At 54.8% G+C, this 18,760-nt stretch carries 18 protein-coding genes; 10 read left to right on the top strand and 8 right to left on the bottom strand.

All coding sequences use genetic code 11. From position 1 onward, the window contains the following. Window positions 1–12: 12 nt before the first annotated feature. Window positions 13–729: a LytR/AlgR family response regulator transcription factor gene (locus F3J40_RS04690; protein WP_017345349.1), complete on the bottom strand. Its 717-nt coding sequence runs from the start codon at window positions 727–729 to the stop codon at window positions 13–15. Further along, the gene (locus F3J40_RS04685) at window positions 726–2,399 is read right to left on the bottom strand and encodes a sensor histidine kinase (protein WP_017345350.1); all 1,674 of its coding nucleotides are present in this window, start codon (window positions 2,397–2,399) and stop codon (window positions 726–728) included. Before F3J40_RS04685 ends, F3J40_RS04690 begins: the two co-directional genes overlap by 4 nt. 223 nt (window positions 2,400–2,622) lie before the next feature. On the opposite strand from F3J40_RS04685, the gene F3J40_RS04680 reads away from it, so the two are divergent. Both F3J40_RS04680 and alaC read left to right on the top strand, forming a co-directional pair. Then, window positions 2,623–3,153, top strand: a complete 531-nt coding sequence (locus tag F3J40_RS04680) for a GNAT family N-acetyltransferase (protein ID WP_167012759.1) — start codon at window positions 2,623–2,625, stop codon at window positions 3,151–3,153. A 114-nt stretch (window positions 3,154–3,267) separates the two neighbouring features. Beyond that, window positions 3,268–4,491, top strand: coding sequence for an alanine transaminase (gene alaC / locus F3J40_RS04675; RefSeq protein ID WP_017345352.1), 1,224 nt, complete (start codon window positions 3,268–3,270; stop codon window positions 4,489–4,491). 41 nt (window positions 4,492–4,532) lie between these two features. Here the strand turns inward: alaC and ypdK are convergent, their stop codons facing one another. The 3 genes from ypdK to F3J40_RS04660 all read right to left on the bottom strand — a co-directional run bounded on the left by ypdK (window position 4,533) and on the right by F3J40_RS04660 (window position 7,412). Next, window positions 4,533–4,604, bottom strand: coding sequence for a membrane protein YpdK (gene ypdK / locus F3J40_RS04670; protein ID WP_157060479.1), 72 nt, complete (start codon window positions 4,602–4,604; stop codon window positions 4,533–4,535). Between the two features lie 183 nt (window positions 4,605–4,787). Next, window positions 4,788–5,816 (bottom strand): HlyD family secretion protein, encoded by a 1,029-nt coding sequence (locus F3J40_RS04665; protein ID WP_167012758.1) that lies wholly within the window; start codon window positions 5,814–5,816, stop codon window positions 4,788–4,790. 6 nt (window positions 5,817–5,822) lie between these two features. Then, window positions 5,823–7,412, bottom strand: coding sequence for an MFS transporter (locus F3J40_RS04660; protein WP_167012757.1), 1,590 nt, complete (start codon window positions 7,410–7,412; stop codon window positions 5,823–5,825). A gap of 148 nt (window positions 7,413–7,560) precedes the next feature. On the opposite strand from F3J40_RS04660, the gene F3J40_RS04655 reads away from it, so the two are divergent. From F3J40_RS04655 to F3J40_RS04630, 6 genes are all read left to right on the top strand, one after another. Next, on the top strand, window positions 7,561–8,346 hold the full coding sequence (locus tag F3J40_RS04655; protein WP_017345355.1) for an IclR family transcriptional regulator: 786 nt from the start codon (window positions 7,561–7,563) through the stop codon (window positions 8,344–8,346). A 5-nt stretch (window positions 8,347–8,351) separates the two neighbouring features. After that, window positions 8,352–8,807, top strand: a complete 456-nt coding sequence (locus F3J40_RS04650) for a universal stress protein (RefSeq protein WP_017345356.1) — start codon at window positions 8,352–8,354, stop codon at window positions 8,805–8,807. A gap of 7 nt (window positions 8,808–8,814) precedes the next feature. Next, window positions 8,815–9,618 carry a hypothetical protein gene (locus F3J40_RS04645; protein ID WP_017345357.1) on the top strand — a complete coding sequence of 268 codons (804 nt, stop codon included), beginning with the start codon at window positions 8,815–8,817 and terminating at the stop codon, window positions 9,616–9,618. A 237-nt stretch (window positions 9,619–9,855) separates the two neighbouring features. Beyond that, window positions 9,856–10,140 (top strand): hypothetical protein, encoded by a 285-nt coding sequence (locus F3J40_RS04640; RefSeq protein WP_017345358.1) that lies wholly within the window; start codon window positions 9,856–9,858, stop codon window positions 10,138–10,140. Between the two features lie 178 nt (window positions 10,141–10,318). Beyond that, complete coding sequence (locus F3J40_RS04635; protein WP_167012756.1) at window positions 10,319–12,172, top strand: ATP-binding protein; 1,854 nt, start codon at window positions 10,319–10,321, stop codon at window positions 12,170–12,172. 38 nt (window positions 12,173–12,210) lie between these two features. Beyond that, a complete protein-coding gene (locus tag F3J40_RS04630; protein WP_167012755.1) occupies window positions 12,211–14,517 on the top strand; it encodes a hypothetical protein in 2,307 nt (768 codons plus the stop codon). A gap of 189 nt (window positions 14,518–14,706) precedes the next feature. Here the strand turns inward: F3J40_RS04630 and F3J40_RS25040 are convergent, their stop codons facing one another. Continuing rightward, on the bottom strand, window positions 14,707–14,829 hold the full coding sequence (locus tag F3J40_RS25040; RefSeq protein ID WP_255464831.1) for a hypothetical protein: 123 nt from the start codon (window positions 14,827–14,829) through the stop codon (window positions 14,707–14,709). Window positions 14,830–15,105: 276 nt separating this feature from the next. On the opposite strand from F3J40_RS25040, the gene F3J40_RS04625 reads away from it, so the two are divergent. Beyond that, window positions 15,106–15,978, top strand: a complete 873-nt coding sequence (locus F3J40_RS04625; protein WP_167012754.1) for an SMP-30/gluconolactonase/LRE family protein — start codon at window positions 15,106–15,108, stop codon at window positions 15,976–15,978. Window positions 15,979–15,999: 21 nt separating this feature from the next. On the opposite strand, the gene F3J40_RS04620 is transcribed toward F3J40_RS04625, so the two are convergent. Further along, window positions 16,000–17,220 (bottom strand): L-lactate MFS transporter, encoded by a 1,221-nt coding sequence (locus F3J40_RS04620; RefSeq protein ID WP_167012753.1) that lies wholly within the window; start codon window positions 17,218–17,220, stop codon window positions 16,000–16,002. 265 nt (window positions 17,221–17,485) lie between these two features. Between F3J40_RS04620 and F3J40_RS04615 the strand changes: the two genes are divergently transcribed. Next, window positions 17,486–17,725, top strand: coding sequence for a hypothetical protein (locus F3J40_RS04615; protein WP_017345364.1), 240 nt, complete (start codon window positions 17,486–17,488; stop codon window positions 17,723–17,725). A gap of 37 nt (window positions 17,726–17,762) precedes the next feature. Here the strand turns inward: F3J40_RS04615 and F3J40_RS04610 are convergent, their stop codons facing one another. Then, entirely contained in the window at window positions 17,763–18,665 is a 903-nt protein-coding gene (locus F3J40_RS04610; RefSeq protein ID WP_167012752.1) for a DMT family transporter, read from the bottom strand. Window positions 18,666–18,760: the final 95 nt, after the last annotated feature.

Here is an 18,760-nt window from a genome sequence, read left to right as displayed (position 1 = left end):
AGGCCGCTCCTGCTATAACCGCATCAGCTGGCGAAAGGTTTTCACCCGGCTGCGACTCACCGGCACTTGCGCGGCCATATCACGCAGTTTCAGCACATAGGTGTTGTTAAACCAGGGTTCAATTTCGCGGATTTTACTGATATTCACGCAGAACGAGCGGTGGCAGCGGAAGAAGGGCGGATCGGGCAGCCGGTTACAGAATTCACTGATGCTCATCGACATCACAAACGTTTCCCGCCGGGTGTAGACAATACTCAGCTTTTCACTCGCCTCAATGTAATAGATATCCTGAATATCGGTCACGATGATGCGCTCATCTTTCACCAGATTCACCGTCTGCGGTGCCGTATTGTTGCTGCTTTTTTGCGGCAGGCCGTGCGCCTCAAGCTTACGCAGCATGGTGACAATACGCCCTTCGTGATACGGCTTGAGAATGTAGTCAAACGCATCCAGCTCGAACGCATCTACCGCATGTTCTTTCCACGCGGTAATAAACACAATCAGTGGCTTATGGGCAAACAGGCTAATGTTCTTTGCCAACATCATGCCATCCAGTGAGGGGATGTTGATGTCGAGGAAAATCACGTCCACGCGATGTTGTTGCAGGTATTTCAGCACTTCCAGACCATCATCAAAGCAGGCATCGATGGCGATCTGGCTATGTTGTTCGATCATCCAGCGCAGCTCCTGCTGCGCAAGAAACTCATCTTCAACGATAATCGCTTTCATCGTAAACCTCCCGTACTGATGGGCAGGCCATTTTTATTGAGCACAAACGAGATCTCAGTACCCGGCTGATGGCGTTCAATGCGCAGCCCCTGACCGGAAAGTAATCTGACGCGATGATGGACATTGAGCAGGCCAATTTTGTTGCCGGGCATTTCGTTGCGGGCCACGCGCGCCATCACATCATCACTGATGCCAGGGCCGGTATCGCGCACGATAATGCGCACTTGCTCACCACAATCCTTGATGCTCAAGGTCACGACACCTTTGCCACGACTTTGTTGAATTCCATGCACAATCGCATTCTCCACCAATGGCTGGATCAACAAGCTGGGCAGATGAAAATGCACATCGTCGTCGATGTCAAAAATCACCGACAGCTTGTCGCCAAAACGCGCCTGTTCGATGGCGATATAATCTTTCACCTGCCACAACTCTTTACTGATATCGATCAGTTCATCGTCATTCAGTTCGAGGTTATAGCGTAAATAGCGCGACAGATTGATCACCAACTGGCGTGCGGTATCGGGATTCATGCGAATGGAGGCGGAAATCGCATTCAGGGCATTGAACAGGAAATGGGGATTTATTTTGCTTTGCAGCGCGCGGAGTTCCGCTTTATTGGCCATCTCTCGCAGTTGCTCAGCGCGCGACACTTCCAGCTGAGTGGAGATGATTTGTGACAGACCAACGGCCATTTCACGCAGTGAACCGGTAATGCGGTGGGCGCGCCGGTAGTAAATCTTCAACGTGCCGGTGACTTTGCCTTTTTCCCACAGCGGGATGACAATCATCGAGTGAATATCACGGGTGCGGTGGGCTTCATCATTGTTTCTGATGATGATTTTTCCGGAAGAGATGGCATGTGCCGTGGTTGGGCTGATGCCGTCATCACCGTTTTGATAATTTTGTTCGCCGTAGCCCACATACGCGAGGATTTGCTGTTTATCGGTAATGGCCACCGCATCAGCATGAATATCTTCGCGAATAATTTTACAGATGGTGCGCAGTGAATCGCTGTTGATGTGGCGAAACAGCGGCAGCGTTTTGTTGGCAATTTCTAACGCCAGCTTCGCCTGACGCGCGGCAATCGCCTCTTTTTCCCCTTCCACGCTCTGTACAAGCAGCACGATGAGGCCAATGCTGGATGCCCCCAAAATCATCGGCATGGCGATTTCGGAGACAATCTCTACGCCCAGCGAGAACGGGCGTGCCCAGAGTAGAATCAGGAGCATCGTCAGGCTTTCACACAGCATGCCGCCGATGATCCCTACACGCCAGCGCTGTTCTTTACTGACTTTTCGGTGGATCCAGCCAGAAATAATACCGGCAGCAATACTGGTGATAAGGCAGGGGATCGCGGTAACACCATGCAAATCAATCAGTAATCGGTGCACGCCCGCAATCACACCGGTAGTAATGCCGACCCACGGGCCAAACAGAATACCGCCCGCCATCACGGCGATCACACGGACGTTGAGCAGTGAGCCATCCACGGCAATACCCGACCAGGTACTGAACAGGGCAAACAGCGAGAAAATCGCGATAACCACCGATTTTTCAAACAACGTATGGTCATCTTTTTGCAGCAGCTGACGAAAAAGCCGATTACGCGTGAGAAAAAACAGGCATATCAACATCAGGGCTGCACGATCAAGCACCGCCAGCAGCATATCGAAATGAGAAGGCACGAAGCATCATCCACCAACAACAGAGGCGGCTATGATAAAAAATGTGATGCGGATCTACCAGCCAGACGCGCGGTTTCGCCTTTTTTAATCAAAAGGGGAAAAGTTGAGTAGTAAAATAGGGAACAGTTTTTCGCGACCGGGTAGAGCGTTCTCACCCCAGCTTTTTGCTATGTTGCACAGAGACTTTTCCCCTCAGGAGCCAGATATGCAGCTACTCACCCCACGTCTCACTTTAACCACCCTCCAGCCGGAAGACTGGCTGCTGTTCAAGGCGGTCCATCAGGACCCGATGACCATGGCGTGGGTGAGTGAGATCCCGGATGAGGATGATATTCGCCAGCGCTTTATGGACCGCCTCGCGCCGTGGCGCGTCACCAGTTATCACATGTTGTGTCTGGTCATTCGCCTGCGCGAAGGGCATCACGGTATTGGATTGATTGGCTGTAGCGCCGAGTGGCAGCCGTGGCGACAGGCAGAAGTCGGTTACATGTTACTGGGCGAACACTTTGGGCAGGGTTACGGCGGTGAAGCGCTGGGGGCGCTGTGTGAATTTCTCCTCAGCGTGGAGTTTCACAAACTTAAAGCCACCGTGATTGAAGGCAACCATGCTTCGCGTCGTATTCTGGAGAAAAACGGTTTTAGCCTTGAAGGCTGCCTGCGGGATAACTACCAGCTACGTGGCGAATGGGTTAACGACTGGGTGTTGGGTCGGCTTGCAACCGCAGCGGAAAAATAATTTTCTATCACCTCTCGACAAACCTCACAGCGCCGCGATATGTTCAAAACGCGGCCATTGTGATGGCCAGCGTCGCTCGGACGGTCCGGGCGCTTACGTACTCAGAGGAATTCCATGACCACTCGTCGCTTTTCGCGCATTGAGCGCTTGCCCCCCTATGTGTTTAACATCACCGCTGAATTAAAAATGGCTGCGCGACGTCGCGGCGAAGACATTATTGACTTCAGCATGGGCAACCCGGATGGCGCTACGCCACCGCACATCGTGGAAAAGCTGGTGCAAGTTGCCCAGCGTGAAGATACCCACGGTTACTCTACGTCCAAAGGCATTCCGCGCCTGCGTCGTGCCATTTCGCGCTGGTATGCCGATCGCTACCAGGTGGAGATCGATCCGGAATCGGAAGCGATTGTGACCATTGGCTCGAAAGAGGGGCTGGCGCACCTGATGCTGGCAACCCTCGACCATGGTGACACCGTGCTGGTGCCCAACCCGAGCTATCCGATTCACATCTACGGCGCGGTGATTGCCGGTGCGCAGGTCCGTTCTGTGCCGCTGGTGGAAGGCGTCGACTTCTTCAACGAGCTGGAGCGTGCGATCCGTGAAAGCTATCCGAAGCCCAAAATGATGATCCTCGGCTTCCCGTCAAATCCGACTGCGCAGTGCGTGGAGCTTGATTTCTTCGAACGGGTTGTCGCGCTGGCGAAGCAGTACAACGTGCTGGTGATCCACGATCTGGCGTATGCCGACATTGTTTATGATGGCTGGAAAGCGCCTTCCATCATGCAGGTGCCCGGTGCGCGTGACGTGGCAGTGGAGTTCTTCACCCTGTCAAAAAGCTACAACATGGCGGGCTGGCGCATTGGGTTTATGGTCGGCAATAAAGAGTTAGTGTCGGCACTGGCTCGCATCAAGAGCTACCACGACTATGGCACCTTCACGCCATTGCAGGTGGCGGCGATTGCCGCGCTGGAAGGCGACCAGCAGTGCGTGCGTGATATTGCGGAACAGTACAAACGCCGCCGTGATGTGCTGGTGAAAGGGCTGCATGAAGCGGGCTGGATGGTTGAGATCCCGAAAGCTTCCATGTACGTCTGGGCTAAAATTCCTGAACGCTATGCGGCGATGGGCTCGCTGGAGTTCGCTAAGCACATGTTGCAGGAAGCGAAGGTGTGCGTGTCGCCAGGCATTGGCTTTGGCGATTACGGCGATACCCACGTGCGTTTTGCGCTGATTGAGAACAGCGATCGTATTCGTCAGGCGGTGCGCGGGATTAAAAACATGTTCCGTAAAGATGGCATCTTACCGCCAGTGGAGAAACACGAAGACGCTGAAGGTTAACATCAACAGGGGCGACGAGATTGTCGCCCCAATGGCAGGCTCTATACCATCAGTACAAACGTACCGACCCACAGCAACAGGAAGAATGACACTCCCATCAACGCGTATTTCACACTACAACTCCCCAGAGAAGTTACGGCAGTAGCGATCCCGAGCCAGCGCAACAAAATAGATTATAAGTCACAGAGCAGACTCTGCGACTCAGGTCGTTCTGAGAATTCAGAACAGGATCGACGCTAATCTACGCGCATTTTCTGACAAAATAAACGGGTTGCGAGCAAGACTTTTCTCGCTTTTTAGTGCGCCTCAATGCTTGGAATCACGGACATGCCAACGCGCAGATCGTTGAGGTGTGCCTGACCGGCATCCAGCACAATTTTTACCGGTAAACGCTGGACCACTTTGGTGTAATTGCCCGTGGCGTTGTCAGGTGAAATGGCAGAGAACGTCGCGCCAGTGGCCGGGGCAATGCTGTCCACATGACCGGTAAAAGTCTGACCGGGCAGGGCATCAACGCGAATGTTAACCTTCTGGCCAGGATGAACATCAGCCAGCTGCGTTTCCAGGTAGTTAGCCGTGACGTAGGACTGCTGTAACGGCACCACAGCTAACAGGCGCGTGCCAGCGGAAACGTAAGCGCCGATGCGCACACCGCGCTGACCGACCATGCCATCAACCGGGGCGACGATACGCGTGTAAGAAAGATTCAGACGCGCCTGATCAACGCTGGCGGTTGCGGTGCTAACACCGGCCTGCGCCTCGCGCACATCCGCCTGTAATACGGCGATCTGCTGCTGCGCAGAAGCCAGTACGGCCTGGCTCTGACGCACGGTCGCCGAAGCTGAACGCAGCGTTGAGCTGGCTTTTTGCTGCTCATCGGCCGCAATCGTGCCGCTTTTGTACAGGCGATCATATCGACCAAAACTCTGATCGGCATACTGTGCCGAAGCCTGGTTAGCGGCAACGGTGGCTTTCGCCTGCTCAATCACCGATTGCTGTTGGCTAAGCTGCGCCTGGCTGCTGACCAGTTTGGCCTGTGCAACAGCGAGGCTGGCTTCTGCACTCTCCAGCGCCACGCGGTAATCGCGGTCGTCCAGCGTCGCTAACAGCTGCCCGGCTTTAACCCGCTGGTTATCTTCCACTTTGATCTCAGCGACATAGCCGGAGACTTTCGGCGCGACCAGCGTGTAATCCGCATTAATGTACGCATCATCGGTGCGATGGTCGTTGGCCGTCATCACTGACCAGATAGCAAAGGCTATCAGTAACAGCGCCAGCAGCAGCAGGCTCAACAAAACGTTTTTTCTCATTATAAAAGCACGCATGATTAATTATCTCGGAGGTTGAATCAGGGTTTGTGGCGGCCAAACGCGACGCGGTAGCCAGGCGGTCAACAGCAGCATCACCAGCGACAAGCCAATCAGCAGTAGCCAGCCATCACTCAGGCTCAGTACCGTGGCCTGATGTTTTAACAGCGTGGCGAAGCCACTGAGGTTTTCGCTGCTGCTCACGCTGCCATCGGGCAACAAGGGCTGGCTTTGGCTGGCGGCACTGCTGGACGGTGCGCTCAGCAACCAACTGCGGTTAGCCGCGCTGTTGACCAGAATATTGGAGTGGAACTGTTCGCGGTGGCTGAGGAACCAACCCACCAGACTCCCGGAGGCGATACTGGAAAATCCGCGTACGGTATTAAACATTGCCGAAGCAAACGGGCCTTCTGGCGGCGCTACCACGCTGGTGGCGCTCATCAGAATCGGTAAAATCACCATCGGTTGACCAAAGGCCTGCAAAATTTGAATCGACCAGAAATTCTGCCGCGCCCAGTCAGTGGTAATCTGCATTCCCATCAGGCAAGAGATCATCATCAGCGCCACCCCGGCGGCTAGCATCCAACGGCAGTCAATCCAGCGCAGGTTCAGTAAGGCCGCCACCAGCGGCGCAATCAGCAATTGTGGCAAGCCGATAGTCAGCGCCAGCGGCGCAAACTGCAAAGTACGGAAGCCGTCGACCTGCGCGAAATAAGCAGAAGGCAGCGATGACCCCGCCAGTGAAATAAACAGTACGCCTGCCAGCCCAAGCAGGCCGTGGCTCAGGTTGCGCCGCTCCAGCATTTGCAGTTTGAACAGCGGCAGCGGGTGGAACCATTCATTAATGAAGAAGACCAGCAACAGCGGAGCCGAGGTCAGCATCAGCCCGAGGATCAGCGGTGAACTGAGCCAGTCCAGCCGTTCTCCCTGGGTTAGCGCGAGGATCAGCAACGACATCCCGGCGCAGCCGGTGACCATGCCAAACAGATCGATCTGTTTAAAGCGCTCCAGGCGCAGAGGGTCTTGTGGGATCCCCCAGCCCAGCAGCAGCATCACGATCAGCATCGGCGGCACCACCTGCCAGAAGACAAACATCCAACTGACATCATCGGTCCAGAAGGCCGCCAGCGACGCCGCGAGATTAGGGCCAAACGTGGCGGTCAGGGCGTAGCCGCCCAGGCCATACAGTTTATAAGGCGGCGGCAGAAAACGCAGGGCGACGGTCATTAACATCGGTGGCATTGCACCGCCAAACACCCCTTGCAGCACGCGCAGCGCAATAAACAGCGATGGGTTGTGCGTCAGGGGCAGCAGGATGCCAACCAGCATAAAGCCAGTGCACACCGTCAGGGTGAAACGGCGCAGTGAGAAGGTGACCGCAAACCACGGGGCGATCATCATCGCGGACACTTCCGCTGCCTGATAACCCGACGTGATCCAACTGCCGAGATCGTAGCTGATCCCTAACGCAGCGCGGATATCCTCCAGAGCAATGTCGGTCACGCGATCGTTCAGACCAGAAGTCAGCGCAGCGATCAGCACGCCAACCAGACCCAGCGCGAGGCGCAAGGTAAAGGGATGTGGAGCCGGTGGCGATGTGGGTTGAACACTCATGCAAGTCGTCTCTAATTATTATGATGCAGTGTATTGCTATGTGATACAGGTTGCTATATTACATTTTGGGTTACTGTATTGCAATGCGGTACATGCTGTAAAAAATGCGCTTTTACGGTACAGTAAGGCAGCTCATAAGGAAGGCGTTATGGTTCAATCTCCATCCAGCCGCGAGGATGAAAAATCAGGCGGCATTCAGGTCATTGCCCGTGCGGCAAAAATTCTTAACGCGCTGGGCGAAAACCCCGGCGGCATGAGCCTGGGAGAGATCGCCCACGCGGTCGATCTTCCGCGCTCCACGGTACAACGCATTGTGGCGGCTCTGGACAGCGAGCGCCTGGTGCGCAGCAGCGGCGCTGGCGGTTTGCGTCTTGGTCCGGCTCTGCTTAAGCTGATCTCCAGCGTGCACACTGACGCGGTCGAACTGATGCGACCCTGGCTTGAGCATCTGAGTGAAGTCACCAATGAAACCGTTTCCCTGGCGCGCGCCAGCGGCACCCAACTGGCTATCGTGCATTACGTTGTTGCCTCACGCGAACTGCGTGTGGTGCCGCGTATGGGGCTGAATCTACCGCTCTATAGCACCTCTGGCGGCCGTGCGCTGCTGGCGCTAGAGCGCGATGAAGACATTGAGTTGTTGGTCGGTGCGGCCTGGAAAGAGCTGACCGATCAGACGGTGAAAACCTTACCGGAGCTGATGCAGCGAGTAGAGGAAGTCCGCACCAGCGGGATCTCCTACGATCGTGGCGAAACGCTGGAAGGGATCTCCACCATGGCTGTAGCACTGGACACGTTGTTTGGTCGTTTCTCTGTTTCTCTGTTGGTGCCCACTGCGCGCTTTCAGAAGCAGGAGGCGTTCTATCGTGTGGAAATGCTGAAGTGCAAAGAGGCACTGGCGGGCGAAATCGGCAAAATTGCCGCTGTTGAGGGATAGCCAAAATGAAAACGTTGTTGATGGCCATTGATAACTCGCCCGTTGCGGCGAAAGTGATTGAACTTGCGACAGAGCAGGCGCTGGCACAGCAGGCTCAGGTGCTGGTGTTGTGCTGCATCGATCCGGCTTACACTTCCTGTCATCAGACCATTGAGATTGATGCAGGGGAGGACGCCGCAGACTTTATTGCCGCTGAAGATGAGCAGAACACCGCCGAGTTGGTGGTGCGTCGTGCGTTGGCACCTTTGTTACAATCTGGCGTAATTGCTCGTGGTATGATCCTGCCCGGTGAAGCGGCTGAAACCATTATCAGCCAGGCGAAAAAAATCGATGCCAGCATGATTATCATGGGACGTCGACATCTTTCGCCATTCAACCGGTTACTGAAAGGGTCAGTCAGTGCCGCAGTGATTGAGCGAGCAGACTGCCCGGTCTTGATTGATACACGCAAGGATTGTTGAAACACCCATGACAGGTCAGTTTGTTACTTTGCTGGCAGCGTTCATGCTGCTGGCAGTGATTATTATTGTCTTGATCCGCACCACCCGCCTGCGCATCTGGCAAGGCGTGGTGCTGTTTATTCTGCCGCTGTTGCTGGCGAATCTGCTGTGGTTTAGCTGGCTGGCACCCCGCCAACAGCAACAGGCTATGCTGTTGCAAGCCCGTATGCAGCTGGCGCAAACGCCGGGCTATCGGGTACTTGAGCAGCAAGAACCGATGTTGTGGCAGATGCTGGTTAAAGAGATGGTGCACCGGCTGCAAAAAGGTGAATCTGCCGAACAGGCGATGGGCGAGTTGCGCGGCTGGCTCACCGATGTCATGAACCAGCGTATGGCAAAAGCGGATGACGCCACCGTGCACCACTATGTTTCTGTGGCAGTGCAGGAGATGCAGGCCCTGCAGCAAAAAGATCCGCTGCTGTGCTTCCGTTTTCTCTATCCGCAGGTGAGTGGTGGCGTGAATCTGGAGCAAGTGCTGTCGCCGCAGTTGAATCAGCTGGATCAACAGACCACGGAACAACTGTTGCTGAACAGCACGGGCAATGAAGTCGCGATTGATCAGACTCAGGCGCACAAAGATTTGCAACAGGTCGTGACGCAGCTTTACAGCCGCTGGGGCGATAAACTGCAACAGTTGAACATGCCGGCAGATACCGCCGTTAACCGCGCCGGGATGTGCAGCATGTCCATCGACCTCTACAGTAAAATTCTCGCATTACCTGACAAGCGCGCGGCCAACCTGCTGCGTACAATGGTCTCGCTTTCCGGATAAAAAAAAGCCCGCATAAGGCGGGCCGAAGGTCAGGTTATCTCTTTTTAGTTAGTCGCTCTTCCCTGGTGTGGAACAGCCTTTGTGACATCTGGCTGCATCATCACACACGCCTGAATAAAGGTATAGCCAATTAAAACTATTGCATTGATTGCTAATAGCTAGCTTTCGCTTTGCGTTTATTCCTATAGGCAGGTGCGTGGCGGCGACCTTAAAATACCGCTAATGTGAGGAATCCCAATGAAAAAAAATATTCTTGCCGCCGTGGCGGCGTTAACTTTGCTCGCCGGTTGTAGCGTCCATAAGCCAGGGGGTTTTGAACGCGTAGCCGAAGACAAGAGCGACAACACCGTACAATATCGCTACGATCCCCAAACGGTTAACCAGGATGCGATGCAGCTCGACTTATCCCAGTATTGTGAGCAGCACGGATTTGATAAAGTAGAGGGGTTACCGGCGCAGGACAGCCACTACCCAGGGCTGAAGAAAAAGTGGTTTCAGTGCAATTACGCCGTTAAAAGCTAGTCGCGATTCAGGCAGCGCTTAGCGTCGTTACCACGCCTGTTTAGGTGCCATCCGGCACCTGCCGTATCCGCCAGCGGGGCATCCCGCCTGGCTCTGTCACGAGTCGGAAGTTTCTCCGACTAATCATTGCAGGAATTGTTTGCGCCGCCCAGGCCGTAGACCGTAATGAGGAATTGCCATGGAAGAAAAGGCAGCCGTTTCATCAATTGTTAAACACCAGACGCCCGTACACCTTCAGGGACTGATGCAGGTTTTCAGTCAGCACCTTTATTCGACGCCAATAGTGGCGATTCGCGAACTGGTGCAAAACGCCCATGATGCGATTTTACGCCGCCGACTTGAGCAACCTGACTGGCAGCAAGCAGGGCGCATTGAAGTGCGTTGTCGACCAGAAATTCCCTCGATCAGCGTTACAGATAATGGCTCGGGGCTGACGGAAAGTGAAATTCACCGCTTTCTGGCAACCGTAGGGCTGAGCTACACCCGCCAACTGCGCCAGGATGAAGAGCAAAATGGGCTGATTGGCATGTTCGGCCTCGGATTTGCCTCCTCGTTTGTTCTGTCGCAGCAGGTTACTGTCAATACCACCTCCTGGCAGGAGCCTGCCGCGAGTTGGTGTTACAACTCCAGCGATGGTGAAACCTATACGGTTGAAGCAACGCGTTCACAGCCCGTGGGGTCCACGGTTGAGCTGATCCTCAAGCCTGAGTTAGCGCACCTTGCGAGCCACCGCCATCTCAGTGCGGTACTGGGGCGCTACTGTGCTTTGCTCAAAGAGCCGGTCTATGTTGGCGATGACGAGCAAGCCATTAATCACATTCAGCCGCCGTGGCGGGAAAACGCATCCTCATCCATCGCCCTGCATCCGGCTTTGATCCAAAAACAGCAGTTGGCCTTTGCCCAGCGTTTTGAAACGCGCTTTACCCCACTTTGCGTGTTACCGGTGGTGCCTGACGGCGGTAGCGACGTTCGCGGCATTCTTTGGTTACAGGACGGTGCTACCTATGGCACCAGCGATAACCGTAATGTCTCACTGTTCCTACGCGGCATGTTGATTGACGACCAGGCACGCGAACTGTTGCCCCCCTGGGCAGGGTTTGTCGGCGGGGTGCTGGAGTCATCAGCGCTGATCCCCACCGCCAGTCGCGAAGATCTCCAACGGGATGCCAGCTATGAGGCAACGCAGTTAGCGATCAATGAAGCGCTGATTAGCGGCCTTGGGCTGTTAGCGCAAAAACAGCCGGAAATCTGGCGTCGGGTGCTGACTCGCCACAATGAAGCCCTGATGGGTGCCGCCTTGTGTGATGAGCGGCTATTTGCCCTGTTACAGAACGAACTGCTGATCCCCACCACGCAGGGCAATATGCCCGCGCGCGACCTCAGACGTGATAACACCATCACCATGATGCTGGGCGAGGACTCGGGTTTTGAAGGGATGTTATTCCGCCTGCAACAAAAACCCGTCGCGCTGGGTGACCGCTACGCCGTGGTGCCGTTTTTACGCCGCTGGGCGCAGAGCCATGCGGCCCGCTTAATTGAACTGGGTACCCGCGCCGGTAATGAACAGCTTTTCTCGGTGCAGGAACTGCCAGAAGCGGAAGAGCAGTGGTGGCAACAGCAACTGGCTCAGCCAGATGAAGCGTTTGTGGTGGCGCGTTTTGAGCCGGATGTGCTGCCGCTGATGCTGGTGAAAGATCGTGAAGCGGAACTGAAAAAGCGCCTGGAAGAGGATGATGCGGATAAGCGGATGAGCACCGCGGCATTGATGTTGGCAAAGCAGTTCACGCAGAAAGTGACGCAAACGCAAAGCAAAATCCTCTATCTCAACAGCGCTAACCCAGCCATCAACGCGATCATCCAGTGCCGCAAAGCAGGACAACAGCCGTCGACAGAAACGCTGGTCCTGCTCAAGAGCCTGAAAGCACTACTGGCCGCGCAATCCACCGATGCCGAAGAGGGCGCGTTGACACAGGCGCTGCACAGCCTTGGACAAATTATTATTAATCAAACCAATACGCTGATGACACGTTAAATCAGCCCCTTTCCCTTATGGATAAAAGTGAGCAATGTATGGATATCTGGAAATGGTATGAAGACTACGAACAGGATATGCGCGCAGCGGGCCAGGTCTGGCCATTAAAAGTCATTGATGACTTTATTGAAGCCGTTGTGGATATCAACGTTAGTAAAGCCGATGCGCTGATGCCGGAATTACATGCGCTTAAGAAAGCCGCGCCCAATCCGTGGATGGAGGTTTTCGCCGGGCACTGGGAGTTACGTCATCGGCTGGGAAATCACCGCGAAGGTGAAACGGCTTTAGGGGATGTGGTGGCGCTGTATGAACGCGCTCACCGGGCGGATACCGCTGAATGCCCGCAGTCGGTGTGCGTTACCCAGGATTTGTGTGATGTTTACAGCCAGATTGATGGCCGTGGCTGGGTGGAAGAGCGTATCGCCGTCTGTGAAGAAACGCTGAGTAAAATTGATACCAGCTGGAACTGCTTCCAGTGTCTGTCCGAAGAGCAGTACTTCGCCTTGATCGACAAAGGTGAGCCCGAGGCGGCACTGGCCTTTGTTCGTCAGCAGATTGCGAAAATGCATGCGGCGGGTAACACGGAGGTAGATGGCCTGCGTGAAAACGAAGCGATGGCGCTCTACGAACTGGGGCACTATGACGAAGCCCTGCAAACCATTGAAGCGGTGGTGGAACGCAGCGCCGAGCGCCGTTCCGATAATCAGTCGCGTGAAACCTGGCGCATGATCAAATTACAGATCCTTGCGGCTATGGGCCGGGATGAGGATGCCTGGGCGCTGTTGCCACACCCCGATGCGGTCACGCCGTATATCTCAATGCGCTGGTCTCGCGCACTGGAAATGCTGCTGGCGCGCTCGCCAGAACGCAATAGCTGGCAGGTGGGCAGCGTGCTCCAGCGTATTCTGGAGCAGCGGATCCGCGTGGGTGCCTGGCGACAGGCGATTGAAGTAGGCAAGATCCATATTCGACTTGCGTTGCAACGCGGTGCCCGCTGGACGGCTCGTCAGGCGTTAGCCCTGGCGCAGGCGCAACTGCCGCATTTACGTGCGCCGCTTGGCGATGATGTGGCGCTGGCCGAACTGCAACAGCAGATTGACGGCGTAGAGAAAATTGCACTGCCGGTGGCAGCAGAAGCCCTGTTTGACTGGTTGCAACAGCAGCCCGATGAAGGTCGTACGCCAGAGCAGGAAGTCGAGTGGTTGTTACAGGCACTGGAGCAGTTACCTGAAGACCAAAACCTCCGCCTGCTGGCGGCTTCAGCCCTTCAGGCGTGTTCCGCCAGCAGCGATGCAACCCGGTTGTTAGAAGAGTGGGTAGATGCCCATCCAACGGAAGAGAGCCCGATTGTTTTCCGCCTGCTGCAAATGCTCATCACTAACGGCAAAGACGATCGTATCCGCCAACTGGCTCAGGGTTATCAGCCGCACTTGCCGCATATCGCCAGCTGGTATCTGACGCAGCTAGCCCTGGCGCGGGAAGACTGGGCGCTGGCATTAACCCTGGCGCTGGAGATGACGACCCTGACAGAGATGCAGGGCAAAGCCACCGGTTGGATGTTGGCCGGGCGGGCTGCCATGCAGCTCAAGCAGTTTGAACAAGCATTGGGCTACTGGCAGGAAGCGATCGTCCACATGCAGGCGCAGGAACAACCCATCGATGAACTGCTGTGGGAAGTGCTCACTGCAGCTTCCGGCTGTGAAAACTGGGTGGCCGTTCGAGACGCCGCAGCACAACTGGAGATGAACCTGACGGGTGACAGTGGGCCGGTTGAAGAGTCCTGGGGATGGATTCGACTGCATTGGGTCGAAGATCACGAACATTTCTACGCCCTGGCGCAACGTACTGGCCCGGTGACTGCGCGCATCCTCCAGCCTGCGAATCCACGCGATAAGCAACGTTTGCACGATCGGGTGTTGTTCGATGCCAGCCTGCTGAATACGCCGCCAGAAGATGAAGAAGAGAAGCAGAACTTCGTGCCGCTGCATGCGGTGCTGCACACGCTTGAGCCTGGGCGTTATGGTGACTCCTGGTTCATTGATGGCCCGGCACCCGATCAGGAAACCTTTACCGCCTTTGTGGATGCCATGCAGGCCAGTCAGTGCCAGGTTTGGGTGAACAGCAACGAAGATTATCAGCTGGTGGACCCGGAAACGGAAGAAACATTACCGGGCCTCTATTTCCTGTTGGCGGCACCTGAAAATATGCCATTAAAAGCGCTGGATGCGTTGCTGACAGAACAGACGGCAAACTGGCCGATTGCACCGCACTGGTTTGGCCTGGCCCGCGCCGCAGAGGTGGATGAAACGCGCCATACCAGTCTGATTGAACGTTTCCAACTGTAGCGTTTTGTGGGCAGCTTAAATTATTGCGCGCCCACATTAATAACCCGTCATTAACGGTAAGTTGCGATAATAATTAATCGCTTAATGCTGGATGGAAATAAAAAAGGGCGGGATAATTCCCGCCCTGATTACTGCTTTTCCACCCCGGTGCACGGTGGATTTATTGCTGTGTAAGTCTTCGCCCGTCAATTAACGATTCCAGCCATGATGCCAGCCAGGACCGCCGTGGTGCCAGCCGCCGCCATGTCCACGATCGTCTATAATACAACCGCTTAACATGCTGATTACGGCAACTACTGTTAAAACCTTCATTATTTTCTTCATGGAGATGCCTCCTCGTTTTCCTATAGCTGCAAGATTACGCCAGGAAAGTGAAGCGAAGATGCACAAAGTGTAGAGTTATTTCTAGAAGTATTTCTGGATGTGTCTCACAAATTAAAATTTGTCGGACAGGAGAGCGAATTAAATAGGAATTAACTGAATAGAGATGAGTATCGAAAAGAATACTCTGAAAAGCAAGTGAAAATTTATCGCTATTCCCCGGTGAATGCCGCTACAGTATTTGCAGGACAAAACAGGAGGGGCATTATGTCACGCGAAGTCAAACATGTGCTGGCACTACAGGGAGAGCTGGCTGAATGTCCGCTCTGGTCAGTACGGGAGCAGGTTCTGTGGTGTGTGGATATCCTCGCACCGGCGATTCATCGTTTCGATCCCGACAGCGGTAAGCTGGAAACATTCCATCTCGATGAACATGTTGGCTGCATTGGCCTGCGTAAGCAGGGTGGCCTGATTGCCGCGTTACGCAGCGGCGTCTGGCTGCTGGACGAGCAGGGCAGACCAGAAGTTAAAGTGGCGGACAACCCCGGTGTGGCAGAAGTAAGCCGCTTTAACGACGGTCGCGTTGATCCCTGGGGTAACTTCTGGTGTGGCAGCCTGTGGGAACCGCAGGATAAGAATGGTGGGGTGCTGTGCCGCGTCACGCCGCAGCTGAAACTCAAGGTCATGGCGCGCGATATCAAGATCTCCAATGGCCTGGCCTTCTCCCCCGATCATCGTTGGATGTACCACAGCGACACCCCCAACCAGGTGCTGTATCGCTACCCGCTGGATGCACAAGGGGAACCGGGTTCGCGCGAGGTATTCAAACATTTTGATGCCAAAGGCGGTCTGCCGGATGGTGCAGCGGTAGACAGCGAAGGCTTCTACTGGTCAGCGCAATTTGACGGCGGGCGCGTGGTGCGTATCGATCCCAATACCGCTGAAATCGTCGATGAAATCTTACTGCCGGTGCAGTGGCCAACCATGGTGGCCTTTGGCGGCCCTGAGCTGAAAACACTGTATATCACCAGTTCACGTGAGCATCGCACGGCAGAAGAGCTGGCTCGCTACCCGCTCTCCGGCGATATCTTTGCCGTTGAACTGGATGTGGCCGGGATTGCTGAGCCGCTATTTGGCTAACGGCTCAGCAGAAAGGCTGACTCAGGCGTGAGGAATTAATTGCTCTGTCGCGGCATGGCGCTGCGGCAGGCGAATACTGAGGGAGAGAAACAGCGAGATCACCAGCAGCGTCATGATCAGGCTGAAGGTGATGGTGAAGCCGCTAAACAGCGAAGCCACTAGTGAACCCAGAACGCTCCCAATACCAAAACCGAGATACAGCAGACCGTAGTTTTTGGTCAGGTTATTCAGGCCGAAGAAGTCGCTGATCAGTGAAGGGAACACGGTGATGGTGCCGCCAAAACTGAATGCCACGCAGGCCAGAGCCATAAAGAAGCTGCTTTCATTCATCGGAGTAAATAACAGAATACTCATACCCACCAGTGAGACGACCTGCGCCAGCGAAATGACCCGAATACGGGGAAGCTTATCAGACAGGATACCCAGCACCAGACGGCCACTCAGGTTGGCGATAGCAATCACCGTCACGGCATTCGCCGCCACGCCAGCGGATAAGTGCACCAGACCCTGACCAATATCTTTGGCTACACCAATGACGTACAAACCGCTCATGCAGGCCGTCAAAAACATCAGTGCCAACATCCAGTACTGTGGCAGTTTCACGGCCTGCGCCAGGGTGTAATCGCGCGTACCGGAAGTTTGTCCAGCACGAGTCTGTTGCAGCGGGGCATCTTTCATCAACAGTGCGCCAGTGATAATCATCACCATGGTGATCCCGCCCCACAGCATAAAGGTCTGTTCCAGCGTAAAGTGGCTGAGCAGTGCGCCTAAGATGAATTTGAATAACAGGCTACCCAGACCATAAGAACCAATGGCACAGGCCGAGATCAGCCCCTTGCGCTCGGGGAACCACTTCACGCAGTTAGAGAGCGTCATCAGATAGCCCGCCCCGTCTGCCAGCCCGACAATGACCCCAGCGCTGATATACAGCATAAACAGGTTGTTTGCATGGGCTGTCAGCCAGAAGCCAATCGCCATCAGAACACCTGCGGCCATCGCAACGTTCCGCACGCCAAAGCGTTCCTGTAATTTCCCTGCCAGCGAGGAGGCTATCGCCAGCGCCAGGCTGAGCAAGCCGAAGGCAAGCGCCACCTGACCAATCGGTGCATCCAGCTTTTGCGACAACTGGCCGTTGAACAGGCTCCAGGTGTAAACCGAACCCAGTGCCAGTTGAGTGATGATAGTACCGCCGAGGGTTAGCCAGCGCACATGAGGCTGTGAAGTGCGAGTGACAGTGTTCATGATATTTCGTCCATTGGAAAACTGTGGGCATAGTACTCCCCGAAGGGGAAAGGTCGGTTGAGAAAGGCATGAACAGCAGGAATTACGGAATGAATGACATTCAGGGCGGTATGAACGGATAGGCGAAGCGCCGGTAAGAGAAAAAACCCGTAAAAGCGTGTCGATTAAATAACAAAAGTAACAAACAGTGTCTCTGGGCGATTATGGACACTAAAGTCGGTTTTCTTTGCCAGGCTTAAACCACTCATCAACGAGAGGAGACAATATGACAGACCGAACATATGAATCCCTGTCCAGTGAAGAGGAAGTTTGCTGCATTATCGGTCAGGCGGTGGTCGAACTTAGTGCTGAACAGCAGCCCATCAGCAAAGCTACGCTAGCACTCAAGTTGCTGGCGATGGCCGATCGTGATGCTGATGACGAAAAGGTATTACTCTACTGGTTAGCCAGAAAAGCCATCAATCAGCCGCAGCAACTGCACGCGGGCATTCCGCGTTGGGCGTGAGAGGCAGAAGAGGCGGGCAGCAGGCCCGCCCTTCCTGTTAAGTGCTCAAGGCGACTTTACGCACCGGTAAACGGACAAACATCACCATATTGCCTGCCAGAATCATCGCCAGCCCAATCAGCGCGCTGGTGTGCCAGACATAGCCTTCATACAGTGTAGAGAGCGACAGCGCCACCAGCGGAAATAGCAACGTACTGTAGGCGGCCTGGCTGGCGCCGATTCTCCCCACCAGCGTGAAGTAGGCACCAAACCCCACCACTGAACCCAGCAGTGCCAGATAGACCACCGAGCCCAGCCATTGGCCATTCCAGACCGGACGCAGTGACTCGCCCATCAACAGTGACAGCACACCCATGATCATGGCGCCATAAAACATGGCATAGCTGTTGGTGGTCAACACGTCGCGCTGTTGGCGCTGATGCCGCAGGCTAATCATATTGCCAAACGAGAAGCCCAATGTGCCGAGTGCGCTTAGTGCCGCCCCCCATAACACATGCACCGATGCCTGAGTGTTACTCAAATCTTCCCAGAACAACGCCACAATCCCACTGATGCCTAACAGTGCAGCCGGTAACAGCCGCATGGGCGGACGTTGGCGGAAGAACAGCCAACTGTTAATGGCGTTATACAGCACCGCCATTGAGAAAATAACCGACTCCAGCCCGGTACTGATCCATGCGGCGGCATAATAGAAGCAGACGAAGTTAAAGCCGAAAACGCAACTGCCCTGGAGTAGGCAAAACAGATGGTCGCGCGTGGTTAAAGGGCGCAGGCGGCGCAACAGCTTGAGCAGCACCAGCATCAGCGCGCCAGCCACTAAAAAGCGCCAAAAAATGGCCACGGTCACCGCAGTCGCCCCGACAGCGGATTGTTGAAGAAAAATCGCTATCCAGGTGGTGCCCCAGATAACCACTACGGCCAGATACAACCCTGCATTCATTTTCAGACTCCTGTTTGCTGAAGGCGTATTGTTGTCCTAAGGTTTACTGTGTGCTTGCAAAAAACTGCCCTCGACTTGCAAATTCTTGCTTTTTT

The organism is Candidatus Pantoea multigeneris, assembly GCF_011752615.1.
In the GTDB taxonomy this organism is placed as follows: Bacteria; Pseudomonadota; Gammaproteobacteria; order Enterobacterales; family Enterobacteriaceae; genus Pantoea; species Pantoea multigeneris.
Note: the sequence above shows the minus strand (reverse complement) of the source record. Positions and strands in the feature narration are given on the sequence as shown.

Coding starts and splice junctions, on each gene's coding strand:
- F3J40_RS04680 (WP_167012759.1), top strand. CDS start 2,623: ATGCAGCTACTCACCCCACGTCTCACTTTAACCACCCTCCAGCCGGAA.
- F3J40_RS04610 (WP_167012752.1), bottom strand. CDS start 18,665: ATGAATGCAGGGTTGTATCTGGCCGTAGTGGTTATCTGGGGCACCACC.
- F3J40_RS04615 (WP_017345364.1), top strand. CDS start 17,486: ATGACAGACCGAACATATGAATCCCTGTCCAGTGAAGAGGAAGTTTGC.
- F3J40_RS04625 (WP_167012754.1), top strand. CDS start 15,106: ATGTCACGCGAAGTCAAACATGTGCTGGCACTACAGGGAGAGCTGGCT.
- F3J40_RS04645 (WP_017345357.1), top strand. CDS start 8,815: ATGACAGGTCAGTTTGTTACTTTGCTGGCAGCGTTCATGCTGCTGGCA.
- F3J40_RS04655 (WP_017345355.1), top strand. CDS start 7,561: ATGGTTCAATCTCCATCCAGCCGCGAGGATGAAAAATCAGGCGGCATT.
- F3J40_RS04665 (WP_167012758.1), bottom strand. CDS start 5,816: ATGCGTGCTTTTATAATGAGAAAAAACGTTTTGTTGAGCCTGCTGCTG.
- F3J40_RS04690 (WP_017345349.1), bottom strand. CDS start 729: ATGAAAGCGATTATCGTTGAAGATGAGTTTCTTGCGCAGCAGGAGCTG.
- F3J40_RS04650 (WP_017345356.1), top strand. CDS start 8,352: ATGAAAACGTTGTTGATGGCCATTGATAACTCGCCCGTTGCGGCGAAA.
- alaC (WP_017345352.1), top strand. CDS start 3,268: ATGACCACTCGTCGCTTTTCGCGCATTGAGCGCTTGCCCCCCTATGTG.
- F3J40_RS04660 (WP_167012757.1), bottom strand. CDS start 7,412: ATGAGTGTTCAACCCACATCGCCACCGGCTCCACATCCCTTTACCTTG.
- F3J40_RS04685 (WP_017345350.1), bottom strand. CDS start 2,399: ATGCTGCTGGCGGTGCTTGATCGTGCAGCCCTGATGTTGATATGCCTG.
- F3J40_RS25040 (WP_255464831.1), bottom strand. CDS start 14,829: ATGAAGGTTTTAACAGTAGTTGCCGTAATCAGCATGTTAAGCGGTTGT.
- F3J40_RS04635 (WP_167012756.1), top strand. CDS start 10,319: ATGGAAGAAAAGGCAGCCGTTTCATCAATTGTTAAACACCAGACGCCC.
- F3J40_RS04620 (WP_167012753.1), bottom strand. CDS start 17,220: ATGAACACTGTCACTCGCACTTCACAGCCTCATGTGCGCTGGCTAACC.
- F3J40_RS04630 (WP_167012755.1), top strand. CDS start 12,211: ATGGATATCTGGAAATGGTATGAAGACTACGAACAGGATATGCGCGCA.
- F3J40_RS04640 (WP_017345358.1), top strand. CDS start 9,856: ATGAAAAAAAATATTCTTGCCGCCGTGGCGGCGTTAACTTTGCTCGCC.